The sequence below is a fragment of the Demequina sp. TMPB413 genome, assembly GCF_020447105.2.
Taxonomy (GTDB): Bacteria; Actinomycetota; Actinomycetes; order Actinomycetales; family Demequinaceae; genus Demequina.
The window spans coordinates 289,561-314,769 of record NZ_CP096184.1 but is presented as its reverse complement, the minus strand read 5'-3'; the positions used below and the strand labels follow the sequence as shown (position 1 = coordinate 314,769).

Below are 25,209 nucleotides of genomic sequence, written 5' to 3'. Positions count from 1 at the left end.
TGGGGCCGCCCGTCGCTGTGTCAGGCCAGGATGGAGACATGGACGTTCGCACGCAATGCCTCACGCGACTACGCGAGTCGAGGCCGCTCGACACCGCTGGAATCTCAGGCCCCGCACGCGCGAGCCACTGGGACGAGTGGGAGCTTAGTGGCGTGCGTTTTGCCGCCGTGGGCGGGCCACTTGAACAGCGCTGGCATCAGGCACTTACCGAGCTGGCGCAGTGCCTTCGACCGCTGACGAGCGATTTGCCGGTGCTCAACGAGGGCGGCGTGTACTGGGGAACCTGGATTGAGAGCAGCGGCACCATCAGCACTGAGGTGCTGACGCGCTTTCTCCCGAGCGTGGCCCGTGACAGCCACCTCATCTACACCGCGCACCAGCGCGACGACGGCCTGCTCCCCTACAAGGTCACCAGCGACGGGCCCGGCTTTAGCCAGATCCAGATCGTCACACCATTCGCCAGGTCCGTCTGGCACCACTACCAGCTGACGGATGCAGGCACGACCTATTTGCGCACCATGTACGACGCGATGGCGCGCATGGACTCATGGCTCGCGCGGTATCGCGACACGCGGGGCACTGGCGCCGTGGAGGCGTTCTGCACCTTTGACACCGGTCACGACCTCTCACCGCGCTTCTGGAATGTCGCTGACAGGGGCTTCCGCAATGATGCGAGGCGGTATGACCCAGCCTCCCCCATCCTCCCGTTCATTGCGCCTGACCTCACGGCCAATGTGGCGTGCCAACGTGTCTACCTCGCGCGCATCGCCGAGGAACTTGGTGAGGACCCCGAGCCGTGGCGCCTCCTCGCCCAGGCTTCCCTCACGGCGCTCATGGAACAGTGCTTCGATGCGCAGGACCACATCTTCTATGACAAGGACGCGACGGGATCACCCGTGCGGGTGCAGTCCGACGTGCTGTTGCGCGTGCTCGCGTGCGAGGTGGGCGACGCCGAACTCCATCGGATGGGCCTCGAGCGGTACCTCATGAACACCGCGAAGTTCTTGGGCCACTACGGCTTCACCTCGATCGCGATGGACGATCCACGCTTCGATCGCGACTTCACTCGCAACTCGTGGGCAGGCCCAGCGAATTTCCTGTCGCTCATCAGGGCCCCGGCGGCCTTCGAGCACCACGGTCACGTGGCAGAACTCGCCCTCGCTGCTCAACCCATGCTGGCAGCGGTCGCGGGCTGGGACAGGTTTCCCCAGTGTGTGGACGCGTGGAGCGGCAACCCTGGGTTCACGGAGATGTACTCGCCGGCGATCCTGTGGTTCCTCGATGCGATCGAGCGTCACTGCGGGATTCTCCCGCGACCCGACGGAGAGCTGTGGCTCAGTGGTTTGACGCCCAGCCGCCTCGACCACGGCGCGGCGGCGGAGGCGATCGCCTACTCGCGGATCGTCGCCGGCGTCACGTACGAGCTCGTCGGTGACGACGACGACGTGGACATCTACCGCGACGGCGAGAAGTGGCTTGCCTTTGCGCGCGGGTGGCGCATCGTCGTGGGCCCCGACGGCGATGTGGTCGCGGCGGTATGCCTGGCTGCGGCGCCGGTCGCGGGACGCTTGACCGTCGACGGAATCACCATCGACCTCACGTTGGCGCCGAACGACCGTGCGCTCCTTGCCGACGGCGTGGTCACCGACATTCAGCGCCACGGCTTCGTCGCGCCTCGCTCCTGAGGCGAGCGCGACGAAGCTTCGTTCGGTCTAGGCCCGCAGGTGGGATCGGAGCACGTGCGACAACCCCGTCCGCTCCGCACACTGGTTGAAGCGGAAACTCGCCGCGAGATCCCGCGCTTGCTCAGGTGAGACGCCCGCGAACAGATCGGCGAACTGCAGCGCGAGCGGCTCGGCCAACAGGATGTGGCGCACAAGCACCGCGATGTGCGGCTGACGCCCCCACGGCCACGGCGCGAAGTCGGGGAACTCTTTGTCGAACAAGGCATCGAGAGGGTCGAGCACGTCACGCACGTTGACGTCACTTCCGCCCCAGGAGTCCACGCCAAGGCGCCGCTTCTTAGCCGCAAGGTCTCCGATCAGTGCCATGTAGGGACTGTCGGCTTTCGCGTACACCAGGCCCTGGAGGCCGATGTCCTTGTAGGTCCATAGCGCCCAGCTCGCGCCGTGCTCCCGGTAGATCTCAAGCTGGTCCTGTAGCAGTTGGTAGCGCCAGACGTCTTGGCTACGGTCCTCCGAATAGACGGGCCCGAACTCCCCGATCCAGATCGGCGTGCCTGTGCGGCGCATGTACTCGGTGCGGCGCAAGAAGGTTTGCTCCAGAACGTCCCGGTCAAAGTACTCGCCGCGAGTGGTACCGGGATACGCGGTGGCAGAGCCGATACCTGGCAGCGCATAGTCGTGCGCCGTGTACACAGTGTTGGGCAGGGGCTCCGGACGGCCGTCGAGGAAGCTGAAGTCCGTGGAGTACTTGTTGCCGTCCAGGAAGAGCACGTGTCGCGAGTCAACGGCGCGAATCGCCTTCTCGAGACGGTCGTAAAACACGGGCAGCACGTCGCCGGTGGGGTCGGACGGCTCGTTGATGGGGTTGTACCCCGCGACCTCTGGACGGTTCTTGAACCGCTCGGCGAGCGCCTCCCACAGGTGTACCACCCGGTCCTGGAAGTGGCTGTGGTTCCAGAACTCGGCAAGATGGCTGGGGTTGTCGGAGTGCCAGTGCTGATTCTGACGTCCCGGCAGCGCGTGCAGATCAAGGATCGAATAGATCCCGTGACGCCCCAGGATGTCGACCACGCGCTCGAGCCGCGCGAACCCCTCTTCCTTCAACTGGAAGGGGGCCATGTCGTCTTCGAAGTGGCGGTAGTTGAAGGGGATCCGCACCGAATTGATGCCGAGCGACGCGAGGTGTGCAGCGTCGTCCTCGCCAAAGAAGGCGTCGTAGAACTCGTCGAAGAAGGCGTCGTATGACTCCTGGCCCATGCGATCCAACATCACGCGACGGATAGCCTCTTCATTACCGGGGTAACCGGTGATGAAGTTCTCCATGTTCATCCACCCGCCAAGCCCGACGCCTGACAGGAGCACCGTCGCGCCCGTCTCGTTGACCAAGTTCGCGCCGTCGACGCGAATCCACTGCAGTGTCATGCTGTTCTCCTTGACTGACATGGTGGGTGGGAGAGCACGCTCGTGCGTGTCTCTACGGTAGGTCGGTACGCGAGGCCCGTCGATGCGCTCATGGCGCTGGCTCCAGAGCGTCGTAGTGGCGGAACCCTGGCCGCGCGCGATAGAGCGCCGCGACCACAGAGACGATGAGCACCGCTCCCAGTAGCGGGGGGAACCACAGCGCGCCTGCTGCCGCGACAAAACCCGCGAAGACGTCGCCCATGCGCGGCCCCGCCGACAGCACGAGCGTGTAAAGCCCTTGCAAGCGTCCGCGCATCTCGTCGGGCGTGGCCTGCTGCATCATCGTGGTGCGGAAAATGCCGCTGATGTTCTCGCTCGCTCCCGCGGCCATCAGCGTGAAGCACAACGCCACCAGCGCGGGCACGTGGGCGGCGCTAGCATTCGCCTCGACGCCGGCCAGGTCGAGCGCGAGCACGATGGCGCCAAAGGACCCGATCGACAGCGCGAGCGAGGTAGAGGCGAGCGCTATCCCCTTGCCGTGGCGACGCACGCTGCCTACCTTTCCAGAGGCAAGCCCGCTGAGGACGACACCCACTGCGGCCGACGCTGCCAATAGGCCGACGGTGATCGCGCCACCTCCAATGAGGACAGCGCCGACGGCCGGCAGGATCGCGTAGACGCGGCCAAAGGAAATGGTGGCGATCTGCATCGCGATCGCGACGCGCAGATTGCCGGCGGTGCGTAGGAACGCGAAGCCATCGCGCAAAGCGGCGAGGCCGACGCGCGAGGTTTTGGCGGGGATGATCGGGGGCAGGGAGATGATCCCCCATAGTCCGACCAAAAAGAGCCCTACGTCGATCGTGTAGGTCCAGGCGTAGCCGACCGTCGCGACCAGGACGCCGGCGAGCGTCGGCCCCACCGCGGATTGCAGCCCAGCGCTGAGTCCGGACAACGCCGCGACGGCGGGGAGCAACCGGAACGGAACAAGCCGAGGGTGAATCGCGAAGCGCGCGGCTCCCACCACTGCGCCCACCGTCGAGGCGACGGTGGTGAACACGTAGTACGGCCACAAGGCCGTCACGTCGAACCATGCGAGAGTCGCGATGCCGATGGGAGCCACGAAGGCGATTAACGAGGCGACGATCAGCACGCGCCTGCGGTCAAAGGCGTCGACGATGGCGCCGCCAAAGATGCCCATAATGATCATGGGCCCAAGCGCGAAGCCGCCAACGAGCGCCACGGCGGCCGTCGACCCCGAGATGTCGTACACCTGAATGCCGATGGCGACGGCCGACAGCTGGGTGCCGATACCGGCCGCGACACCACTCGTCCAGAATCGCATGTACGCCGGGGACTCCCGCAGCGGCGCGAGGTCAATGAACCACGACCGCGGCGGTACCGGATCTGGGTCGACGGACAAGCGCGGTCTCCTCGGGCGGATGGCAGGAGCGCCGCCGTTGAGTGCGCTCTCAATGATCTGAGCGTATCTCAGAAACCGCTTACCGGCGACCCGCCACGGTTCCGAGCAGTGCGAACGGGACCCTGCCCGCCTCTTCTTGACACCCGACCAGACGTCCCGTAATCTCGACCCAATTGAAACGATTCACTCCCGGAACTAGGACAACGACGTCATGCCAGCATTTGCCGCCATCTCCCCACGCCTTGGCGAACAAGCGATCGAACTGCCCTCGTGGGCGTTCGGTAACTCCGGCACTCGCTTCAGGGTGTTCACCACGCCAGGGACTCCAAGGAACCCGTTCGAGAAAATTGCCGACGCTGCGCAAGTTCACCGGTACACCGGGCTATCCCCTACGGTCGCGTTGCACATCCCGTGGGACAAGGTCGACGACTACTCGGCCCTGCGCGCGCACGCGGAGGACCACGGCGTCGGTCTTGGCACCATCAACTCGAACACGTTCCAGGATGACGACTACAAGCTTGGCTCGCTCGCACACCGCGACGCGCGGATTCGTCGCAAGGCGATCGACCATCACCTCGAGTGCATCGACATCATGGACGCCACGGGCTCCCGCGACCTCAAGATCTGGTTGGCGGACGGCACCAACTACCCTGGCCAGGACGATATGCGGGGCCGTCAAGACCGCTTGACGGAGTCGTTGCAGGAGATCTACTCGCGCATCGGCGAACACCAGCGCCTCGTGCTCGAGTACAAAATCTTCGAGCCTGCGTTCTATCACATGGACGTTCCCGACTGGGGTACCAGCTACGCGCAGTGCGCAGCGCTCGGTCCTCGCGCCACCGTCTGCCTCGACACCGGCCATCACGCGCCAGGCACCAACATCGAGTTCATCGTGATGCAGCTGCTCAGGCTCGGCAAGCTCGGTTCGTTCGACTTCAACTCCCGCTTCTACGCGGACGACGACCTCATCGTGGGCGCTGCGGACCCGTTCCAGCTCTTCAGGATCATCGTCGAGGTCATCCGCGGCGGAGGCTACGGCCACGACGGCGACACGGCCTTCATGCTCGACCAGTGCCACAACATTGAGGCCAAGATCCCTGGCCAGATCCGCTCAGTGCTGAACGTCCAGGAGATGACCGCGCGCGCGCTACTGGTCGACCGCGCGGCTCTTGACGACGCTCAAATCGCCGGCGATGTGCTCGCGGCCAACGGCATCCTCATGGACGCGTTCTACACCGATGTCCGCGCTGACCTCGCCTCCTGGCGGCAAGAGCGCGGCCTCCCAGCCGATCCGATGGCCGCCTACGCGGCATCGGGCTATCAAGAACAGATCGCCGCAGACCGAGTCGGCGGCACTCAGGCCGGCTGGGGCGCCTAACCGCGCCGCAACCACGCCAGCCCGTCCCTCCCCCACCACCAGAGAGGAAGCCTCGTGACCGTCCCCGTCACCGCAGCTGAACTCATTGCCAGATCGCGGCGCCTCGGCGCCGATCCCAAGAACACCAATTATGCCGGCGGAAACACCTCCTCCAAGGGGATGGTGAGCGATCCCGTCACGGGCGAGGACGTGGAATTGCTGTGGGTCAAGGGCTCCGGCGGTGACCTTGGCACGCTCGGGACCAATGGGCTGGCCGCCCTGAGGCTCGACAGGCTCCTGGCCCTGGTGGACGTCTACCCTGGCGTCGAACGCGAGGACGAGATGGTGGCGGCTTTCGACTACTGCCGCCACGGCGTCGGCGGCGCGACTCCCTCCATCGACACCGCCATGCACGGCCTGGTCGACGCACCACACATCGACCACCTTCACCCCGACTCGGGCATCGCCATCGCGGCAGCGGTCGACGGCGAGGCATTGACCCGCACCATCTTTGGCGATCGCGTGGCGTGGGTTCCGTGGCGTCGTCCCGGTTTCCAACTGGGGCTCGACATCGCGGCGATCAAGCGGGACAACCCGCAGGCGATCGGCTGCATCCTTGGTGGGCACGGCATCACGGCATGGGGCGATACGTCTGACGAGTGCGAAGCGCGCTCGCTGGAGATCATCGACACCGCCGCTACTTACATCGCCGACCACGGCAGGGCCGAGCCTTTCGGCGCCGCCTTGCCAGGCTACGGCGCGCTAACCGAGCAGCAGCGACGCGCCAAGGCGGCGGCGCTTGCCCCTGTCATTCGCGGCCTCGCGTCAACGGACTCACCCATGGTGGGTCACTTCACCGATGACGAGGTGGTGCTGGGATTCCTCGCTCACGCGGAGCACCCGCGGCTGGCGGCACTCGGCACCAGTTGCCCCGACCACTTTCTGCGAACCAAGGTCAAGCCCATGGTTCTCGACCTGCCTGCCGACGTGCCGCTCGAGGACACGATTGCCCGGCTCAAAGAGCTGCACGCCGCTTATCGAGCTGATTACCAGGCCTACTACGAAGCACACGCCAATGCCGACTCTCCCGCCATGCGCGGTGCCGACCCCGCCGTGGTGCTGGTACCTGGCGTCGGGATGTTCTCCTTTGGCCGCAACAAGCAGACGGCACGGGTCGCCGGCGAGTTCTACATCAACGCCATCAACGTCATGCGCGGGGCCGAGTCGCTGTCGACCTACTCACCCATCTCCGATGCCGAGAAGTTCAACATCGAATACTGGGCTCTTGAGGAGGCGAAACTCCAGCGGATGCCGCGCCCGAAGTCTCACGCCACCCGCGTAGCCCTTGTCACCGGTGCAGCGTCTGGCATCGGCAAGGCCATCGCCACCCGTCTTGCGGCGGAGGGCGCATGCGTGGTCATTGCCGACCTCGATCTCGCGAAGGCACAAGAGGCTGCGGCGGAACTCGGTGGACCCGACGTCGCGGTGGGCGTCGCGGCAAACGTGGCAGAACCCGTGGCCGTTCAGGCGGCCATGGACCAGGCGGTGCTCGCCTTCGGCGGCGTGGACCTCGTCGTCAACAATGCCGGACTGTCGCTGTCCAAGCCGCTGCTCGAGACGACGGAGCAGGACTGGGATCTCCAACACGACGTGATGGCCAAGGGATCCTTCCTCGTCTCGCAAGCGGCCGCGCGAGTCATGATCGCTCAGGGCATGGGCGGCGACATCGTCTACATCGCCTCCAAGAACTCAGTGTTCGCTGGCCCCAACAACATCGCCTACTCCGCCACGAAGGCCGACCAAGCACACCAAGTGAGGCTGCTCGCGGTCGAACTCGGCGAGCACGGCATCAAGGTCAACGGCATCAACCCAGACGGAGTGGTCAAAGGCTCCGGAATCTTCGCTGGCGGATGGGGAGCCAACAGGGCCAAGACCTACGGGATCGAGGAGGACAAGTTGGGCGAGTTCTATGCTCAGCGCACCATTTTGAAGCGGGAGGTGCTCCCCGAGCACGTCGCCAACGCTACGGCCGTGATCACCGGCCCCGACATGACACACACGACGGGCCTGCACGTCCCCGTCGACGCTGGCGTCGCCGCCGCCTTTCTGAGATGACAACCGTCTCCGTCGCCGCCGTCGACCTTGGCGCCACCTCTGGCCGCGTCATGGTCGGGCACGTAGGCCCTGGACTCCTCGCGCTTGAGCAGGCCGGGCGGTTTCCCAACGGACCGATCGCCACACCAGACGGCCTGCACTGGAATGTCCAGCAGCTGTACGCACACGTCCTGGACGGCCTGCGCACCGCCGCGGCGACGGAGACCATTGCCTCGATAGGCATCGACGCGTGGGCGGTCGACTACGCGCTCTTGCGCGGCGGGCGCGTGCTCGGCGAGCCGTTTCACTACCGCGATGAGCGAACGGCTCGCGGGGTGGAGTTGGTGCACGACCAGGAGCCCTTCGCTCAGCTCTACGCGCGCAACGGCCTCCAGTTCCTTCCCTTCAACACTCTCTATCAACTGGCGGTTGAGCGAGAAGAGGGAATGCTCGGCGTCGCCGAGACGATGCTGCTTGTGCCTGACCTGATCGCTTGGTATCTCACGGGCCAGACGGTCGCAGAGGCGACCAACGCGTCGACCACCGGATTGCTCGGTATCGCCAGCATGGAGTGGGATGGCGAGCTCATGAGCCGCCTGGGGCTCCCCCGCGCGTTGTTCCCGCGCCTTATCCAGCCTGGACAGACCGTCGGAACCCTGCTCGCCCACGTCGCTGGAGCGTCTGCCCTTCCCGAGGCAACGCCCGTGGTCGCCGTCGGCTCTCACGACACCGCGTCGGCCGTCGTGGCGACGCCCATGACCGAGCCGGGCGGCGCCTACATCTCCTGCGGCACGTGGGGGCTGGTGGGAGTCGAGACCGAGAAGCCCATCCTGAGCGACGCCGCCAGGGACGCGAACTTCACCAACGAGGGCGGCGTCGACGGCCGCACGCGCTTCTTGCACAACGTCATGGGCATGTGGCTACTGAACGAGACTGTGGCAGCGTGGAGGCGGACTGATCGGGCGGATGTCGACCTCGCGGCCCTACTGGCGGCGGCAGCCGATGTCACCTCGGAGGTCCCGGTGTTTGACGCCAACGACGAGCGGTTCCTCGCACCGGGAGACATGGCGCCACGCATCGCGGACTACTGCACCGAGCACTCGTTGAGGACGCCTGCCAGCCGGCCGGAACTCGTGCGGTCGATCATCGAAAGCCTCGCGTCCGCCTTCGCAGCGACGGTCCACCAAGCGGCTGCGCTGAGCGGGCAGGAGGTCCGCAGGATCCATCTCGTGGGCGGCGGCTCGCAGGCCGCGCTCTTGTGCCAAAGGACGGCGGACCGAGCCGGATTGCCGGTGATCGCGGGGCCCGTCGAGGCCACCGCACTCGGCAATGTGTTGGTACAGGCGCGCGCACTCGGCGCCGCAGGCGGCACCCTCGAGTCGCTGCGAGACCTCGTGGCCAGCACTCACACTCCCCTGACGTACACCCCGAAGGGATGACTCCATGAAGATGTCGCGCCGCGTACCTCGCCCCTCTGAGCTTCGCCCACTCTTGTCCTTCAGGCGTTTCGAACCGAACGCGCGCAAGCGCCGGCTCGCTAGGGCTTTCACGATCGCCGATTTGCGCTCGATTGCCAAGCGCCGCACCCCTCGAGGAGCCTTCGACTACACCGATGGCGCGGCGGAGGAGGAGCTGTCGCTCGGCCGCGCACGGCAAGCGTTCAGGGATATCGAGTTCCACCCTGCGATCCTCAGAGACGTCTCGCGCGTGGACACCTCGGTCGAGATTCTTGGCGGCCGTTCTACGCTTCCCTTCGGGATTGCGCCCACCGGCTTCACCCGCATGATGCATGCCGAGGGGGAAACGGCTGGCGCGATGGCGGCGGGCGAGGCTGGCATTCCCTTCTGCCTGTCGACGATGGGCACGGCCTCCCCCGCCGCGGTAGCCGCAGCAAACCCACGCGGCCGCAACTGGTTCCAGCTCTACATGTGGAAGGACCGCGAGCGCTCGATGGCCCTCGTTGACCAGGCGGCCGCCGCTGGGTTCGACACGCTGCTGGTCACGGTCGACGTTCCTGTGGCAGGCGCACGTCTCAGGGACGCCCGCAACGGCTTCTCGATACCGCCAGCGCTCACCGCTGGCACCGTGCTCAACGCGATCCCGCGGCCCGAATGGTGGTGGAACTTCCTCACCACCGAGCCGCTGCGTTTTGCAGCGTTGTCGGAGTGGAAAGGTACCGTCGCCGAGCTCCTGGACACCATGTTCGACCCGACGGTGGACTTCGACGACCTCGCGTGGATTCGCGACCAATGGCCGGGAAAGGTGGTGGTCAAGGGAATCCAGAGCCTCGACGATGCGAAGCGCGTGGTGGATGCCGGTGTTGATGGCATCGTGCTGTCGAACCATGGCGGCCGCCAACTGGACCGCGCACCTATTCCCTTCCACCTTCTGCCAGCGGTTGCCAAGGAACTGAAGGGCCGGACCGAGATCGTGCTGGACACTGGGATCATGTCTGGCGCCGACGTGGTGGCGGCCTTGGCGCAGGGTGCCGACTTCACGCTCGTCGGCAGGGCGTACCTGTACGGACTCATGGCCGGCGGCAAGGAGGGCGTGGACCGCGCGCTAGAGATTCTCCGCATGGAGATGGTACGCACCATGCGGTTGCTTGGCGTGGCCTCCGTCGCCGAGCTCAACCCCGACCACGTCACGCCGCTGAGGCGCCTCGCGCCGTTTCCATCGGCCGAAGACTGATAATCTCTTTGGCGCCGTGCACCGCGCGGCTTCGCCCCCGTAGCTCAGCGGATAGAGCGCCGGTTTCCGGTACCGTAGGTCGCAGGTTCGACTCCTGTCGGGGGCACCCATGTGACGCGTCGAGAGCACCCGCCCGAGGCATTAGGGGACCCGCCGCGCTTGCCAAGCACAGCCTCCCCACCCTGTCCGAGCGTCGGCTCCCCACCCAGCCCAAAGGTCGGCCTCCCACCCTGCGCGAGCGATGGTTCGCCACGCGGTTCGGGCGTCGGCTTCCCACCCTTCCCGACCGGAGCCTCCCCAACCCGTCCGAGAGCGTTCTCCCCACCCTGCCCGAGCGCCCTTCCCCACCCCGTCGGCTTGGGACGTTTGGCGCGTGCGCTCGCGCTCTCGTCGTGATTGAATCGTTTCACAATGTCTGCAAGTTCCCGTGACAACGACGTCACCCACCCGATCAAGGAGATCAGCATGTCCACCGACAAGCCTCACCCCACTCTCGATGAGCTCATCGCCCAGATGGGCGAGTCTGGCGCACGCATTTGCGACATCGACGCTTCAGAAGCGGGAGCGGGGAACATCTCCGTCTACATGGGCTGGGAGGTGGAGGTGCGCAGGCACTTCCCCCACGAAGAAGAGATCACCCTGCCAGACCCTGCCCCAGCGCTAGGGGGAGGCACTCTTCTGGTGACCGGGTCGGGGCGTCGATTGCGCCAGATCAAGGACGAGCCACTCTCGGCCATCGGCGCCGTGCGCGTCCACGAGGGAGGCCTCACCGGCACGCTCTACACCTCGAGCACGCGGCGTTTTGCGAACCTCACATCCGAGTTCAACTCCCATCTCGCAGTGCACCAAGACCAGGTGGCTCGCCGCGGGGTCACCTTCCAAGCAGTCGTCCACGCGCAACCCCCACACCTCACGTACCTCAGTCACATTCCCGAGTACCGCGACACCGCGCGCATGAACGCCGCGATTCTGCGGTGGGAGCCGGAGACCATCGTCTCCCTCTCGCAAGGAATCGGAGTGCTTGACTTCATGATCCCCGGCTCGCCAGAGATGGGCGCGGCCAACGTCGAAGGACTCCGCCAGCACGAGATCGTGCTGTGGAGCAAGCACGGCACCATGTCCCGATCCGACGTCTCCGTCTACCGAGCCGTCGACCGAGTCGAGTACGCCGAGACCGCTGCCCACTACGAGTACATGGACATCGTCGCTGGCGGTCGAGCCGAGGGACTCACCAAAGCTCAGATCCGCTCGGTGGCAGACGAGTTCTCGATCGACTCCCCCTGGCTTTAGTCGCTCACCGCGCGAGGAGTTCAGGCTCCTCGCGGCCCCGCGGTCCTGAGGGAACGTGTAGCCGCGGCTGCGACGGCCGCGGCAATGCGGTCGAGCAGCGCCGATCGCACCCGCCACTGCTGCCAGTACAGCGGCACCGTCACGGACGGTCCGCCTAGCCGCACCAGTTGGGGCATGCCCCCGCTCAACCCTGCCGGCAACACCGCCCACCCCATGCCACGCTCCAACGCACGCGCCAGTTCCACGGACCCAGGGACGCGATGGCGGGGAGGCAAGCCCGCGTCGGCGCCAAAGCTCTCGAGGTATCTGGTCTGAAGAGCATCGTCCGCGTCGACATCAATGACAGGAGCTGCCTCGAGCGCGGCGCGCGTCACGCCAGCAGGAAACCAGCGCGAGGCGAAACTGGCGGAAGCAAACGCCTCGTAGCTCATCTCGCCCAAGCGGGCCACCGTGCAGCCGGACACCGCTTCCGCCTGCGTAGTCACCGCGGCCGCCACCGTGCCGTCGGTCAACAACCCTGCGGTGCGCCCCTCGTCGGCCCGGTGGAGTTCGAACGTGACGTCACCTTGCTCCGCCAGCTCGGCAAGGGGTTCGAGGAACCACGTGGCCAGAGAGTCGCCATTGATCGCAATGGAAACGCTCGTGTGGCTTCCTGGCTCGACGCCTAGCGCGGCCACCGCATCCCGCTCCAGGTGCTGGATCTGGCGCGCATAGCGGATGACTCTCTCACCCGCAGCGGTAGGCCGCACGGGACGCGACCTGACGAGCAACACCTGTCCGACGCTCCGCTCGAGGGCTTGAATCCGCTGAGTGACCGCCGGTTGGGAGATGTGAAGGACGCGCGCTCCGCCCTCGAGGGAGCCTGCATCGGCGACCGCCGCGAGCGTCATCGCCAACTCCGCGTCGATTCTCATATTCGTCAGCCTAATGCTTCATAGAAACTCCTTAGTGGTGCTTCTTCTGTCGATCACCTACGGTGGCGCCGTGACCTTCCTTTCCGGCCTCGCGCTCGGCCTGTCCCTCATCGTCGCCATCGGCGCTCAGAACGTCTTTGTGTTGCGCCAAGGCCTTCGCAAGGAGCACGTCGGCCTGGTGATCGCCATCTGCGCAGCATCTGACGCCGTGCTGATCGCCGCAGGGGTTTCGGGAGTGGGTGCGGCCCTGTCATCCGCGCCGGACCTCGTCACCGCCATCCGGTGGGGCGGGGCGGCTTTCCTTGCTGGCTACGGCATCCTCGCGGCCAAGAGGGCGTGGCGGCCCACTGGGCAGGCGCTACTCGCCGACGCACGCCACACCTCAACGCCCGGCGTCGGCGTTGTCCACTCAACCGTTCCAGAGACGTCGAACGGCACCGCCACGGCCGCAGGCGTCGCGGCGCCACCCCTCGCCTCATCGGTGCGGGCGGTCGCGCTCACGTGCCTCGCGTTGACCTGGCTCAACCCGCACGTCTACCTCGACACCGTGCTGCTCTTGGGCGGGATCGCGTCGTCCCATGGAGACGCCCGCTGGACGTTCGGCGCGGGGGCGATCACCGGTTCCCTGGTCTGGTTCACCGCACTCGGCTACGGCGCCCGCCTCCTCGCAGGCGCACTCGCCACGCCGCGTGCTTGGCGCGTCCTCGACGGCATCATCGCGGTCGTCATGCTCGTTCTCGCCGTCACTCTCGCCCTCGGCGCTTAGGCGCCCGCCCGTCGGCCGGTGAACTCGCACAAAGAGCCAGTCGCGTTCCGGTACGGTGAGCGCAGAACGCTCTGGAAGGAACACGATGGCGAAGCTCTACTTCCGTTATGGCGCGATGAACTCGAGCAAGTCGGCGCTGTTGCTGACGGCCGCGTACAACTACGAGGAGCGCGACCAGCATCCCGTCCTGGTCAAGCCGGGAGTCGACACCAAGGCGGGCAGGGCAGTCTCGTCGCGCGTGGGCATCGAGCGGGCGGTAGACGTGTTGCTGGGCACTGACACGTCGCTCATCGCCGCGCTTGAGGAGCATCGGCCGCTGGAACAGACCGACGCGGTCTTCATCGACGAGGCCCAATTCCTGACCCCAGCCCAAGTCGACGAGGCCTTCGTCGTCGCCGTCAGCAGGGGCGTTCCCGTGCTCTGCTACGGCCTGCGCGGCGACTTCATGACGCACTCCTTCCCTGGCTCGCTACGCCTCCTCGAGATTGCCCACAGCATCGAAGAGTTGAAGACGATTTGCCGATGCGGCGCCAAGGCCGTCTTCAACGCGAGGGTCATCGGCGGCGAGTTCGTGAGCCACGGCGATCAGGTAGCGATTGACGGGCAGCATGCCAGCTACGAGTCGCTATGCGGGCGCTGCTACATCGACAAGGTCGGCCCTGTCCAACACGCCTAAGCGGTGGCAGTTGCGGCTGCAGATTTCTACGATGAGCGTATGGGCTCCAGGCCGGACTTGCGCTACGAGCCGCGACTGGGCATTGCGCTGGGTGGCGGCGGCGCTCTTGGCGCGGCGCACGTCGGCGTCCTCCAGGAGTTGGACAAGCGGGGCATTCAGCCAAGCGTCGTGGTGGGCACCTCGGCGGGGGCCGTCATAGGAGCGGCATATGCCGCCGGCATCGATCTGGCCGAACTCGAGGCGATCGTCGTCCACTCGCGATGGGGCGACTTCGGCACCTTCTCCTTCACGCCAGGCCTGGGGATCCTCGACACCGCGGGCCTCCGCGAGACGATTGACCGCTTGGCTGGCCCTGACCTCATGATCGAAGACTTGCCCATCCGTTTTGGGGCGGTCGCGACCGACCTCATCACTCGGGACGTGGTGCTGCTTGACAACGGATCAGTGGCCGACGCGGTGGCTGCGTCGATTTCGGTTCCTGGCCTCTTCAGGCCCTCACGGCTTCACGGACATTTGTTGGTTGACGGCGGCGTCATCCAGAACCTTCCGCTTGAGGCCACCTTCGAGATGGGGGCAAGGCACGTGGTTGGCGTGCGGCTCGCGCCCGAGTGGGACGCGTTGCCGACGTTCAGGACGGGTGCCCACGTTCATGAGTTCGAGATTCGCGAAGACGTCACCATGATCAGGCCCCGCATCGGACAGCGCTCACAATGGGTCACGGAGGACCTGCCCGCGCTCGTGCAGCTGGGTAGGGACGCCGTCGTCGAGGCGCTCGGCGACTACCCCGAGGTGGATAGCGGGCCCGCCGGCCGGGACGCGCCCGGGCGCCTTGCGTCGTTCTTTCGCCAGCATGCGCCGCACCACCCGCACGCCTGAAACACCGCTCCTCCCAGGGGTTTCCCTGTCAGGGGATACCCGGATGTGCCCCCGGCCACATTCACCCCTGAGGGCGATGCCCGCCACTGGCGCGCGGCCGTAGCGTGAGGCAGAGCAACTACTTGGAGACACACATGAGAATTCCCACTGCACTCGGCGTCGCTTGCCTCGGGGCCGCCCCACTCGTCATGAGCGCGTGCAGCATCAACGGCGATGGACCGGTCCTCACGCGCGGCGACCTGAGTGGCGAGACCACCACCGAGGCGCGTGCTCTCGATGGCTTCACCCAGATCGAGATGGGCGGTAGTGCGGACCTCTTTGTCACGGAAGGCGAGTCCTTCAGCATCGACGTGACCACCGACTCGAGTCTTCAGGAGCACGTCACGACCGACGTCAGTGGCACCACATTGAAGATCGAGCAGCACTACTCGATCATCGGTGCCTCGCCTGCCGTCACGGTGTCGGTGACCGTGCCAGACCTCACTCGCCTCGAAGTATCGGGCGCCGCTGAGGTGCAGGTGCGGTCGGTTGTTGCCGAAGCGCTCGACGTGGAAATCAGCGGGGCGGGAGACGTCGACCTCGCAGCTGACGCGCAAGACTTGACCGTTTCCGTCTCAGGCGCCGGCACGGTCACGGCTCACGGGACGGTTGGCGAAGGCAGACTCGCCGTCTCGGGAGCGGGAGGGATTGTGGGCGAAGACCTCACGGTCGGCGACGCCTCGGTGTCGGTCTCTGGTGCAGGCTCGGTGAGCGTCCGAGTGAGGGAGACGCTCGACGCCAACGTGTCTGGCGCGGGCAACGTGATCTACTTTGGCGATCCGACCGTGACAGAGGACATCTCTGGCGCAGGGTCGATCTCGAAGGGCTAGCGGCCCAAGCCATGCGGCCTAAGGCGCACGGGTCACTTCGGGTTCGGCCGGCTCCGGTGCGGGAGTGACAATCGGCTCAGGCGCCGGGGCAGGCGTGGTTGCCGCTGGAGCAGTGCTTCCAGTGGACCCTGACGTGCCAGCATCGGAACTTCCGCCATCGGGCGCGCCGTATGACCAGTAGCCTTCGCCGTACAGGCCGACATCGTCGACACCCGGCTTGTACTCCCAGTGCCACGGCTCGTACTTGCGGTACTTGGCCCAGTCGGGGTTCACGAAGTTGAAGGCGGCGGCGTTCTCGTCCAGCCACGCCTTTGGCGCACCGCTGTCGTCGCCACTACACAAGTCGAACGCCACACCAAAGCCGTGCATCGAGGTGCCAGGAGAGGCGGCGAGGTAGCCGCGCAAGCCGCGGATGCGCACCTGGTCGGCGTAAGAGCGGTAGCCCTCTTGGATGCACAGGTCGCGACCAAACTTGGCGTTGAACTGGGCGTTGAGTTCCGCGAGCACCAGGGCGGCATCTGCCCGCATGTAGTTGCCGTCCCACAGCTCGCACAACTGATCGGTAGACAACTGGCCGTTTTCTCCCGAGAACTGCGCTGGCATGTTGCAGCCAGGCAACTTCGTACTCGTCGTGAAGGCCGAGCTCGCCACAGCGAGCGCTTGAGTCTGGTCCGCGACGGAGGGAAGCTCGATCACGGTAGGTACGAGCGAGGGTCCGTCTCCTAGGAGGGCGTGCCCCGTGGTGGGGGTCTCACCCACCACCACTCCAGGCACCGTCTCGACGCCTGCGTGGTACTCGACCACGTTGCCCATGATGGGATAGACCACCATCGCGAGCCCAAAACCAGCGAGCACTCCGCCACGCGCGAGCACCTTGCGGCGACGATGCGTGGTGCGGATGCGGATCTCGTGGGTCTCCGTCAACCGCCGAATGCGGCGTGAGAACTGGTGCGCGCCGCGCGCTGAGGGCGCCTGCGCAATCGGTCGATAGGGGTGCTCGGGAGCAGCCTCTTGGCGTACGAATTCCCCGTTGCCGGCCGGGACGGGCGGCGAGACGGGCGAACCGAAATCGACGTCGCCAACATGCTCAGGCGGCGTTTTTTCTACGGTCACAAAGTCCTCCGACACATCGTCGATCCCCTTGCGCCAACCCCACCCCCAAGGAAGGTGGCACCGGGACAGTGTAACCATTCCGTTACCTTGCTGGCCAGGCCCCAATGACTTTGTGCACACTTCATACAAAAACGCCCAGGTCTACGCCGGTCTTGCGCGGGCCATCATGTCGCGCACTTCGCCCACCAATTCTTCGATGATGTCTTCCAAGAAGACGACGCCTTCCGGGCCGTCTCCGCCGTCGACAAGGGCCACGTGAGCGCCGGTAGACCGCATGAGCGCCATCACCGCTTCGACCTCTGTTTCTGGTGTCACGGACGCGAGGTCTCTCACCCTCCAATCGGCGAGTGGCTCTTCGCGTTCCCCTGGTCGCACTTGCAGGGCATCCTTGATGTGCAGATAACCCACAATGTCTCCGCCGTCGTCCCTCACAGGGAACCGCGAGAAGCTGGTGGACACCGCGAGGTTTTCCAAATCTTCGGCAGAAGCGCCCTTCGCGACACAGACGACGCTGTCGAGAGGGACCATCACGTCGCGAGCGGTGTGGTCGGAGAACTCGATCGCGCCCGTCAAGAGCCCCTCGGCGTCGACGAGTGTTCCCTCCGCGCTCGAACGGGACACGATCAGGTGGACCTCGTCGGCCGTGAACGCCGACGTGACCTCGTCGCGCGGCTCGATACGGAACAGGCGCAGTATCCCGTTGGCCACGGCGTTGAGGCTCGCGATGAGCGGCCGCGAGATGCGCGCAATCCACACCAGCGGCGGGCCGAACACGAGGGCGGCACGGTCGGGACTAGACACGGCCGCGTTCTTGGGGATCATCTCGCCTACCACCACGTGCAGCCCCACGATGATGAGCAGCGCGATGGCGATCGCGATGGCATGGGCCGCCGTGTCGCTGACGACACCGTGCAGCAAGCCCTCGATGGCGTGCGCGAGCGCTGGCTCCGCGACCACACCCAGCGACACCGAACAGATCGTGATGCCCAATTGCGCAGTGGCGAGCATGAGCGACACGTTCTCCATCGCCCACAGGACTGTCGCTGCGGCGCGCGAACCCTCTTCTGCTCGCGGTTGGATGGAACTGCGACGCGCAGAGATGATGGCGAATTCGGCGCCCACAAAGAAGGCGTTGGCGAGTAAGAGCCCCACCACGGCAAGCACGAGTCCCACGCTCATGATGACTGCGTCCCTGGCATGATGAGCGCCCGCACTCTGTCGATTCTTCTGCCCTCCATGCGTTCCACCGTGACCAGGACGTCGCCCACCTCGACGTAATCGCCCACTGCTGGCAACCGACCGAGGGTCGCCATCACGAGGCCGCCGACGGTCTCATACACGTGTGAACTCGGCAGCGGGATCCCCGTGAGCTCCCCTACCTCGTCGGGCCGCAACACTGCGGGCAGCACCCACGCACCGCCCGCGGCGCGGAACACTTGGGAGCGGCGCGAGTCGTGTTCATCGGCAACCTCGCCCACCAACTCCTCGACGACGTCCTCGAGCGTGACAAAGCCTGCTGTTCCTCCGTACTCGTCGACCACGAGGGCGCATTGCATGCCAAGGTCCTTGAGCTCGCCCAGCAACGGCCTGAGCGCCATAGTCTCCGGCACTCGGGGGGCATCCACCATCAGTTCGCTGACGGCAGTGCCGTCGCGCTCGTGCGCGGGCACCGCAATCGCCTGACGCACGTGGACCAGTCCGGCGACGTCGTCCACTCCGTCCCGAATCACCGGGAATCGTGAGTGGCCGGTGCCACGCGCGAGCGCCAACACGTCGGCCGCCGTCGCGGTGACGGCGACGGTATGCATTCTGGTCCTATCCGTCATGACGTCATCGGCCGCGAGATCGTCAAGTTCGAGAGTGTTCGTCAAGAGCAGCGCTGTTGACGGCGCGAGCGTTCCCACCTCCGCCGAGCGCCGCACGAGCGCGGCGAGTTCCTGGCGCGATCTGCCGCCAGCGAGCTCTTCCTTTGGCTCCATTCCCAGCCCCCGCACCACGGCGTTGGCCGCGCCATTGAGCGTGGCGATCAGCGGCCGCAGCACGACGGTGAAGGCGAGCATGAAAGGGGCGACGGCCTTGGCGGTGGCCAACGGGGTCGCGATCGCGGCGTTCTTTGGCACCAGTTCTCCGATGATCATGGAGAACACGTTGACGACGATGAGGGCGACGACAGCGGCGACGGTCGCGGCGGCAGCACGCACCCACGGCGTCGCCTCAAACGGAACCTGGAGCAACTCGGCGAGTGCTGGCTGCGCGGTGAAGCCGAGCAACACGGTCGTGAGGGTGATCCCCACTTGAGCGCCCGACAACTGCGTCGACAGCGTCGTCAACGCTCTCCTGACGCGTCGCGTCGCTTTGGAGTCGCCGTCGATCTGGGAAGGATCAAGCGCGACAAAGGAGAACTCGGCGGCGACGAATAGCGCCGTCCCGATCGTCAGGCCAGCGCCAAGCGCCACCATGAGCCATGCAGTCACGAGTAGGTGCGCCTTTCGCCCTCCATAGTCGAACCAGCATAACCGAGCGCGCCGTGCCGCCGCGTGGGGTGAGCAACGCTGATCGCGGGCGGGTGGAGGTGGCGCGGTAAAAGAGCGGCGGAGGAACGGTGGAGCGGCGGAGGCGGCGCGGCGGATGAGGCGCACATAACGATTTGCCCAAAGTCAGCGACGATGGGACCCCTGCGGTCGTTTAGGGTTGATGATGTCGAGTAATACCTGATTTCAACAGACGAAGTCAGAAAGTGAGCGGCCCGGTGTCCCCCAGCAATTCCCGGTCGAGTGAGCGCCAGTCGGTGGCGCGCGCTAACGGTGCTCCCTCCGTCGCGTCCCTGGTCTTAGGCGGTTCGAGTACGAGGGCGGTCGATCGCCAGCCCCACGCCGACGCCGATGCAGGGGGCGAGGAGTCAGCGCCCTCCCAGCAGGCGCCTTCCGGGCAGGCGTCTTCCCAGCAGGCAACCTCCGGGCAGGCACCTTCCCCACAGGCACCTTCCGAACCAGAGGCGACGCCTCCGGCACCCTTGCCTACCGAGCCCTCCGCGGTAAACCCTCCCCCTCCCCCGCCGCCAGCCCCACCAGCGTCGTCCGCCCCACCAGCGTCGTCCGCCCCACCAGCGTCGTCCGCCCCACCAGCGTCGTCCGAGCAGGGCGGTGCGTCGGAGCAGGCCGAGACCTCCGCACCCTCCTCGACCGAAGCGTCGGCCGGTGCCACGGAGTCCACCCAGACGGGAGGGATTCCGGTTCCCCTCGCCGACGTTCAGCACGAACTTCTCCCCACGCAGCCAATCGCCACGGCGGTCGCGCCGAGTGCCGCCTACTTGCAGCGTCAAGAGCACCCGGCCTTGCTGCACACGGACGTGCGCCAAGGCGTCGAGCGTTTGCGCGGCGCAGCGGCCAGGGTCGTGACCAACATGGAGTCGTCTCTCGACGTGCCGACGGCAACGAGCGTCAGGACGATTCCCGCCAAGCTGCTCATGGACAACAGGGTGGTGATGAACAACCACCTGGCGCGCACGCGCGGCGGCAAGGTGAGTTTCACCCATCTGATCGGCTACGCCATCGTCGAGGCGCTGGCCGAATACCCGGCGATGAACGTCTCTTTCACCACTCAGGACGGCAAGCCTGCGATTGCGACCCCGAGCGACGTGAACTTTGGCTTGGCGATCGACATGGCCAAGGAAGACGGCAGCCGTCAGTTGCTGGTGCCGAACATCAAAGCTGCAGACAACATGGACTTCGCGGAGTTCTGGGAGGCCTACGAGAACGTGGTCCGCCACGCTCGCGCAGGCACGCTGCAGGCCTCCGACTTCCAGGGCACCACCATCAGCCTCACCAACCCAGGAACCCTTGGCACCGTGCACTCGGTGCCCCGTCTGATGACCGGCCAAGGCGCGATCATCGGCGTCGGCGCGATGGACTACCCCGCCGAATACCAGGGGGCATCCCCAGAGACGATCGCCCGTCTTGGCGTTTCGAAGGTGCTGACGCTCACCTCGACGTACGACCACCGGGTCATCCAGGGCGCCCAATCTGGCGAGTTCTTGGGGCTGGTGCACAAGAAGCTGCTGGGTCTCGATGGCTTCTACGACAGGGTGTTCGTGGCCCTCAGGGTGCCGTATGAACCGGTGCGCTGGGTCGCCGACTCCGTGACGGACGAGGACACCGAGCAGGCGAAGCCCGCGCGCATCGCCGAACTCATTCACGCCTACCGCTCGCGCGGACATCTCATGGCCGACGTGGACCCGCTGAGCTCGCGGCCGAGGCGGCACCCCGACCTTGACGTGCAGACGCACGGGCTGACGCTGTGGGACCTGGACAGGGTCTATTCGACCGGCGGTTTCGCCGGCAAGCAGCGCTGGAAGATGCGCGACGTGCTTGGCCGTTTGCGCGATGCGTATTGCCGCACCGTAGGCGTCGAGTACATGCACATCGCGGACCGCGCCCAGCGCGCGTGGTTCCAGGAGCGACTTGAGCACGGCTACACCAAGCCAAGCCGCGAGGAGCACCTGCGGATTCTCGGTCGCCTCAATGCTGCCGAGGCCTTCGAGGCGTTCCTGCAGACCAAGTACGTGGGCCAGAAGCGCTTCTCGCTCGAGGGCGGCGAGAGCCTCATCCCGCTGCTCGACGCTGTGCTGTCCTCTGCCGCACGCTCAGGGATCCACGAGGTGTGCGTTGGCATGGCCCACCGCGGCCGTCTCAACGTGCTCGCCAACCTGGCGGGCAAGTCCTACAGCCAGATCTTCTCCGAGTTCGATGGCACGGCGGTTCCCGGCTCCGTCCAGGGCTCAGGAGACGTCAAGTACCACCTGGGCACCGAGGGCGTGTTCACCGCCGACACGGGCGAGACCACCAAGGTCTACCTCGCAGCCAACCCTTCCCACCTCGAGGCAGTGAACCCTGTGCTCGAGGGCATCGTGCGCGCCAAGCTCGACGCCCTGGGTGCGGACCCTGCGACGGACGGCTACCCGATCCTGCCGGTGCTCATCCATGGCGACGCCGCCTTCGCTGGCCAGGGAATCGTTCAAGAGACCCTCAACATGGCCCAGCTGCGTGGCTACAAGACCGGCGGCACCGTCCACGTCATCATCAACAACCAAGTGGGCTTCACCACCGGCCCACAGGACTCGCGCTCGACGCGTTACTGCACGGACATCGCCAAGGGCTTCCAGATTCCGATCTTCCACGTCAACGGGGACGACCCAGAGGCGTGCGTGCGGGCCGCCAGGAGGGCATTCGAGTATCGGGAGACCTTCGGCCGCGACGTCATCGTCGACATGGTGTGTTACCGCCGACGCGGGCACAACGAGGGCGACGACCCGTCGATGACACAGCCGCGCATGTACGACCTCATCGAGACCAAGCGCTCCGTGCGCCACTTGTACACCGAGGCACTGATCCGTCGCGGCGACATCACGGACGAAGAAGCCGAGCAGATGTCGCAGGACTACCTGTCCCAGCTGGAGCGGGTCTTCCTCGAGACTCGCGAGGGCTTCACGGGCTCGGAAGCGGAGGCCATCGCTGGACTTGAGGTGCCCGCGTCTCAATCGAGTGATGCCGGAATGATGGTCGGCTGGCGGACGTCAGTTGCCCCTAGCCAAATCGAGCGCATTGGTCGGGCGCACACGCGTCCCCCTGAGGGTTTCTCCGTGCATCCCAAACTGGCAAAGCTTCTCGAGCGCCGGGAGGCGATGAGCCGAGAGGGCGGCATCGACTGGGGCTACGGAGAGTTGCTCGCCTTTGGATCGCTCCTTCAAGAAGGTGTGCCGGTGCGCATGGCCGGTCAGGATGCGAGACGAGGCACGTTCGTGCAGCGCCACGCGGTACTCCACGACCGCTCGACGGGCGCGGAGTGGACGCCGCTGATGTATCTCGCTTCCGACCAGGCGCGGCTCAACATTTACGACTCGCACTTGAGCGAATACGGGTGCCTTGGCTTTGAGTACGGCTACTCCGTCGAGCGGCCCGATGCGCTGGTGCTGTGGGAGGCGCAGTTTGGAGACTTCGTCAACGGAGCCCAGACGGTCATCGATGAGTTCATCTCCTCTGCCGAGCAGAAGTGGGGACAGTCGTCCTCTGTGGTGATGCTGTTGCCGCATGGCTTCGAGGGCCAGGGGCCCGATCACTCTTCCGCGCGCGTCGAGCGCTTCATGCAGATGGCTGCGGAAGAGAACATGATCATCTCCATGCCCTCGACGCCTGCGTCGTACTTCCATTTGCTGCGTCGCCAGGCGTACAACCGCCCGCGCAAGCCACTCGTGGTCTTCACCCCCAAGTCGATGCTGCGCCTCAAGGCCGCCGCGAGCGACGTCACGGACTTCACCGAGGGCACTTTCAGGGAAATCATCGGAGACGACGCGGTTGACGGTTCACAAGTCACGCGCGTCGTGATGTGCGCTGGCAAGGTGTACTACGACCTGCTGGCACAACGCGAGAAGACGGGCGACACCACCACGGCCATCGTGCGCTTCGAGCAGTTGTATCCCCTTCACCACGACGGTCTGAAGGAGGCGCTCGCCCCCTTCGACGGCGCCGAATTCATGTGGGTCCAAGAGGAGCCGCTCAACCAAGGCGCGTGGGCCAAGATCTCGCTGTCGCTGCCCCAGATCGTGGGGCGCCCCATCTCGGTCGCGGCGCGGCCAGCTGCCGCCTCGCCGGCGTCTGGACTTGCTTCGCGCCACCATGAGGAGCAGGCTGACCTCGTGACGAGGGCATTCGACAGGTGACACACGTCTTTTTTGTGGGCGACGAGCTCACCGCGGGTCATGGAGACCCCAAGGCACTTGGGTGGACAGGGCGCGTTGCTGCGCGCACTCTTCCCCTTGCTCCAGAGCTTCGCTTCCATACCCTCGCGGTACCGGGCGAGACCACTGGCGAACTCACGGCGCGCTGGGATGACGAGGCGCTTAGGCGCATCGGCGATCCGGTCCCTGGCGCGGCGCCGCACGCCGTGATCTTCGCGATTGGACGCAACGATGTCCACCGGGGGGTGTCCCCCACGATGACGCGCCTCAACATCGCGAACACCCTGGATCGTGCCAAGGCGCTCGGCTTTCGCATGATGCTTGCAGGGCCTCCTCCAGGTCGCGCGGAGGATCAACAGTCCATTGCCGAGCTTTCCGCCTTGTGCGAGGAGTCTGCTGCGCGCAGGGGCGTGCCCTACGTGGATATGTTCGGGCCGCTCGCGCGCCACGAACAGTGGGTTTCCGACATGGCCACGGGTGACGAGGCGCTACCGCACCAGGCTGGCTACGGTCTCATGGCGTGGCTGGTGCTGCACTCCGCATGGCACGACTGGCTCGGAGTCGAGCAGCCAGCGGTCTAACGCCCGCGATCGAGGCCGAGGTGTAGCCGCAAGGCGTCATCGATCTTGGCTACGTCGCTCAGCGACAGCATGCCGATGCTCGGGCCGACGCGTCCCGCAGAGACGGTGCGCACTTGCTCGGCCATGGCTTTGGCTGCCCTGGGCAGACCGCCGACGCCGGCGGCCAGTGCTACCTGGAAGGGCTTCGCGGGCGCGTCGGACGTGGTCAAGGGCACCACAGTGACAGCTCCAGAACCGCGCCGTGCGGCCGCCGTGTTGGCGCCGTCGTTAGAGACGATCACCGCGGGGCGCTGAGCGCGCGAACGTGCCTCCGCGTCGGCGCCGGCATCGAGCGCTACCCACCTGATCTCGCCGCGCCTCATCAGGACGACGCCTCCCAGCGGCCTGCGTCGCCGCCATCCGAGAACTCCGTCCAGGCGTCGGCGTAGTCGCCGTGGAGGCCCTGGGCGCGGAGCCTGGCGAGCGCGTGCTGAATGACTGCGGAGCGGGAAGGGTAGTCACCTGCGGCCGCGAACTGATCGATCAAGGCGACGTCATCGTCGGTCAAGCTGATGCTGAGCTTCACGAGCATGATGCTACCACTCTGCTACTTACTACCTACTGTTCTGCTACTTGACTGCTTCTTTGGCAGCAAAAGCCAGGTAATTACCCGTTTGAGGCAAGCGAGCGCAGTGCAACAGTGCCGCTCCCGGTCCCGCGCAGCGCACACGCACCGCCCCGCGTCCCGCGCGCCGCCAGAACTC

Annotated in this window: 20 protein-coding genes and 1 tRNA gene; 13 read left to right on the top strand and 8 right to left on the bottom strand. The window is 66.0% G+C overall.

Annotation, left to right across the window (positions count from 1 at the left end; translation table 11 throughout):
• Positions 1-38: 38 nt before the first annotated feature.
• Entirely contained in the window at positions 39-1,685 is a 1,647-nt protein-coding gene (locus LGT36_RS01425; protein ID WP_226264470.1) for a hypothetical protein, read from the top strand.
• A 27-nt stretch (positions 1,686-1,712) separates the two neighbouring features.
• Here LGT36_RS01425 and LGT36_RS01420 read toward each other — a convergent pair whose 3' ends face one another.
• Together LGT36_RS01420 and LGT36_RS01415 are read right to left on the bottom strand one after the other, a co-directional pair.
• Positions 1,713-3,107: a glycoside hydrolase family 5 protein gene (locus LGT36_RS01420; RefSeq protein WP_226096417.1), complete on the bottom strand. Its 1,395-nt coding sequence runs from the start codon at positions 3,105-3,107 to the stop codon at positions 1,713-1,715.
• An 88-nt stretch (positions 3,108-3,195) separates the two neighbouring features.
• Complete coding sequence (locus tag LGT36_RS01415) at positions 3,196-4,506, bottom strand: MFS transporter (protein ID WP_226096418.1); 1,311 nt, start codon at positions 4,504-4,506, stop codon at positions 3,196-3,198.
• Between the two features lie 211 nt (positions 4,507-4,717).
• Between LGT36_RS01415 and rhaI the strand changes: the two genes are divergently transcribed.
• The 6 genes from rhaI to LGT36_RS01385 all read left to right on the top strand — a co-directional run bounded on the left by rhaI (position 4,718) and on the right by LGT36_RS01385 (position 11,938).
• Positions 4,718-5,884 carry an L-rhamnose isomerase gene (rhaI, locus tag LGT36_RS01410; protein ID WP_226096419.1) on the top strand — a complete coding sequence of 389 codons (1,167 nt, stop codon included), beginning with the start codon at positions 4,718-4,720 and terminating at the stop codon, positions 5,882-5,884.
• Between the two features lie 54 nt (positions 5,885-5,938).
• A complete protein-coding gene (locus LGT36_RS01405) occupies positions 5,939-7,978 on the top strand; it encodes a bifunctional aldolase/short-chain dehydrogenase (protein WP_226096420.1) in 2,040 nt (679 codons plus the stop codon).
• On the top strand, positions 7,975-9,396 hold the full coding sequence (locus LGT36_RS01400) for a rhamnulokinase family protein (protein WP_226096421.1): 1,422 nt from the start codon (positions 7,975-7,977) through the stop codon (positions 9,394-9,396). The genes LGT36_RS01405 and LGT36_RS01400 overlap by 4 nt, the downstream gene beginning before the upstream one ends.
• A gap of 10 nt (positions 9,397-9,406) precedes the next feature.
• On the top strand, positions 9,407-10,648 hold the full coding sequence (locus tag LGT36_RS01395) for an alpha-hydroxy acid oxidase (protein ID WP_304515544.1): 1,242 nt from the start codon (positions 9,407-9,409) through the stop codon (positions 10,646-10,648).
• A 33-nt stretch (positions 10,649-10,681) separates the two neighbouring features.
• A tRNA-Arg gene (locus LGT36_RS01390) sits at positions 10,682-10,754 on the top strand.
• Positions 10,755-11,059: 305 nt separating this feature from the next.
• Positions 11,060-11,938, top strand: a complete 879-nt coding sequence (locus tag LGT36_RS01385) for a class II aldolase/adducin family protein (protein WP_226096423.1) — start codon at positions 11,060-11,062, stop codon at positions 11,936-11,938.
• Positions 11,939-11,958: 20 nt separating this feature from the next.
• On the opposite strand, the gene LGT36_RS01380 is transcribed toward LGT36_RS01385, so the two are convergent.
• Positions 11,959-12,852 (bottom strand): ArgP/LysG family DNA-binding transcriptional regulator, encoded by an 894-nt coding sequence (locus LGT36_RS01380; RefSeq protein WP_226096424.1) that lies wholly within the window; start codon positions 12,850-12,852, stop codon positions 11,959-11,961.
• A gap of 34 nt (positions 12,853-12,886) precedes the next feature.
• Here LGT36_RS01380 and LGT36_RS01375 point away from each other — a divergent pair, with 34 nt between their 5' ends.
• From LGT36_RS01375 to LGT36_RS01360, 4 genes are all read left to right on the top strand, one after another.
• Positions 12,887-13,618 carry a LysE/ArgO family amino acid transporter gene (locus tag LGT36_RS01375; RefSeq protein WP_370634267.1) on the top strand — a complete coding sequence of 244 codons (732 nt, stop codon included), beginning with the start codon at positions 12,887-12,889 and terminating at the stop codon, positions 13,616-13,618.
• Positions 13,619-13,703: 85 nt separating this feature from the next.
• Positions 13,704-14,294, top strand: coding sequence for a thymidine kinase (locus tag LGT36_RS01370; RefSeq protein WP_226096425.1), 591 nt, complete (start codon positions 13,704-13,706; stop codon positions 14,292-14,294).
• A gap of 39 nt (positions 14,295-14,333) precedes the next feature.
• Positions 14,334-15,170 carry a patatin-like phospholipase family protein gene (locus LGT36_RS01365; protein ID WP_226096426.1) on the top strand — a complete coding sequence of 279 codons (837 nt, stop codon included), beginning with the start codon at positions 14,334-14,336 and terminating at the stop codon, positions 15,168-15,170.
• 134 nt (positions 15,171-15,304) lie between these two features.
• Positions 15,305-16,039 (top strand): head GIN domain-containing protein, encoded by a 735-nt coding sequence (locus tag LGT36_RS01360; protein ID WP_226096427.1) that lies wholly within the window; start codon positions 15,305-15,307, stop codon positions 16,037-16,039.
• Between the two features lie 18 nt (positions 16,040-16,057).
• On the opposite strand, the gene LGT36_RS01355 is transcribed toward LGT36_RS01360, so the two are convergent.
• The 3 genes from LGT36_RS01355 to LGT36_RS01345 all read right to left on the bottom strand — a co-directional run bounded on the left by LGT36_RS01355 (position 16,058) and on the right by LGT36_RS01345 (position 19,626).
• Positions 16,058-17,230, bottom strand: a complete 1,173-nt coding sequence (locus LGT36_RS01355) for a D-alanyl-D-alanine carboxypeptidase family protein (protein ID WP_226096428.1) — start codon at positions 17,228-17,230, stop codon at positions 16,058-16,060.
• Between the two features lie 63 nt (positions 17,231-17,293).
• Positions 17,294-18,331, bottom strand: coding sequence for a hemolysin family protein (locus tag LGT36_RS01350; RefSeq protein WP_226096429.1), 1,038 nt, complete (start codon positions 18,329-18,331; stop codon positions 17,294-17,296).
• Complete coding sequence (locus LGT36_RS01345) at positions 18,328-19,626, bottom strand: hemolysin family protein (protein WP_248642143.1); 1,299 nt, start codon at positions 19,624-19,626, stop codon at positions 18,328-18,330. The genes LGT36_RS01350 and LGT36_RS01345 overlap by 4 nt, the downstream gene beginning before the upstream one ends.
• A gap of 539 nt (positions 19,627-20,165) precedes the next feature.
• Here LGT36_RS01345 and LGT36_RS01340 point away from each other — a divergent pair.
• A complete protein-coding gene (locus tag LGT36_RS01340) occupies positions 20,166-23,867 on the top strand; it encodes a multifunctional oxoglutarate decarboxylase/oxoglutarate dehydrogenase thiamine pyrophosphate-binding subunit/dihydrolipoyllysine-residue succinyltransferase subunit (protein ID WP_226096247.1) in 3,702 nt (1,233 codons plus the stop codon).
• Positions 23,864-24,466, top strand: a complete 603-nt coding sequence (locus LGT36_RS01335; RefSeq protein WP_226096249.1) for a GDSL-type esterase/lipase family protein — start codon at positions 23,864-23,866, stop codon at positions 24,464-24,466. The genes LGT36_RS01340 and LGT36_RS01335 overlap by 4 nt, the downstream gene beginning before the upstream one ends.
• On the opposite strand, the gene LGT36_RS01330 is transcribed toward LGT36_RS01335, so the two are convergent.
• Together LGT36_RS01330 and LGT36_RS01325 are read right to left on the bottom strand one after the other, a co-directional pair.
• Positions 24,463-24,828 (bottom strand): type II toxin-antitoxin system PemK/MazF family toxin, encoded by a 366-nt coding sequence (locus LGT36_RS01330; RefSeq protein ID WP_226096250.1) that lies wholly within the window; start codon positions 24,826-24,828, stop codon positions 24,463-24,465. The two genes, LGT36_RS01335 and LGT36_RS01330, sit on opposite strands and share 4 nt — an antisense overlap.
• The gene (locus tag LGT36_RS01325) at positions 24,828-25,031 is read right to left on the bottom strand and encodes a ribbon-helix-helix domain-containing protein (RefSeq protein ID WP_248642142.1); all 204 of its coding nucleotides are present in this window, start codon (positions 25,029-25,031) and stop codon (positions 24,828-24,830) included. The genes LGT36_RS01330 and LGT36_RS01325 overlap by 1 nt, the downstream gene beginning before the upstream one ends.
• Positions 25,032-25,209: the final 178 nt, after the last annotated feature.

Bases quoted from the DNA above. Each gene is read 5' to 3' on its own strand.
- LGT36_RS01330 (WP_226096250.1), bottom strand. From the start codon at position 24,828: ATGAGGCGCGGCGAGATCAGGTGGGTAGCGCTCGATGCCGGCGCCGAC.
- LGT36_RS01380 (WP_226096424.1), bottom strand. From the start codon at position 12,852: ATGAGAATCGACGCGGAGTTGGCGATGACGCTCGCGGCGGTCGCCGAT.
- LGT36_RS01420 (WP_226096417.1), bottom strand. From the start codon at position 3,107: ATGACACTGCAGTGGATTCGCGTCGACGGCGCGAACTTGGTCAACGAG.
- LGT36_RS01350 (WP_226096429.1), bottom strand. From the start codon at position 18,331: ATGAGCGTGGGACTCGTGCTTGCCGTGGTGGGGCTCTTACTCGCCAAC.
- LGT36_RS01370 (WP_226096425.1), top strand. From the start codon at position 13,704: ATGGCGAAGCTCTACTTCCGTTATGGCGCGATGAACTCGAGCAAGTCG.
- LGT36_RS01425 (WP_226264470.1), top strand. From the start codon at position 39: ATGGACGTTCGCACGCAATGCCTCACGCGACTACGCGAGTCGAGGCCG.
- LGT36_RS01400 (WP_226096421.1), top strand. From the start codon at position 7,975: ATGACAACCGTCTCCGTCGCCGCCGTCGACCTTGGCGCCACCTCTGGC.
- LGT36_RS01365 (WP_226096426.1), top strand. From the start codon at position 14,334: ATGGGCTCCAGGCCGGACTTGCGCTACGAGCCGCGACTGGGCATTGCG.
- LGT36_RS01395 (WP_304515544.1), top strand. From the start codon at position 9,407: ATGTCGCGCCGCGTACCTCGCCCCTCTGAGCTTCGCCCACTCTTGTCC.
- LGT36_RS01385 (WP_226096423.1), top strand. From the start codon at position 11,060: ATGTCTGCAAGTTCCCGTGACAACGACGTCACCCACCCGATCAAGGAG.
- rhaI (WP_226096419.1), top strand. From the start codon at position 4,718: ATGCCAGCATTTGCCGCCATCTCCCCACGCCTTGGCGAACAAGCGATC.
- LGT36_RS01360 (WP_226096427.1), top strand. From the start codon at position 15,305: ATGAGAATTCCCACTGCACTCGGCGTCGCTTGCCTCGGGGCCGCCCCA.
- LGT36_RS01355 (WP_226096428.1), bottom strand. From the start codon at position 17,230: ATGGTTACACTGTCCCGGTGCCACCTTCCTTGGGGGTGGGGTTGGCGC.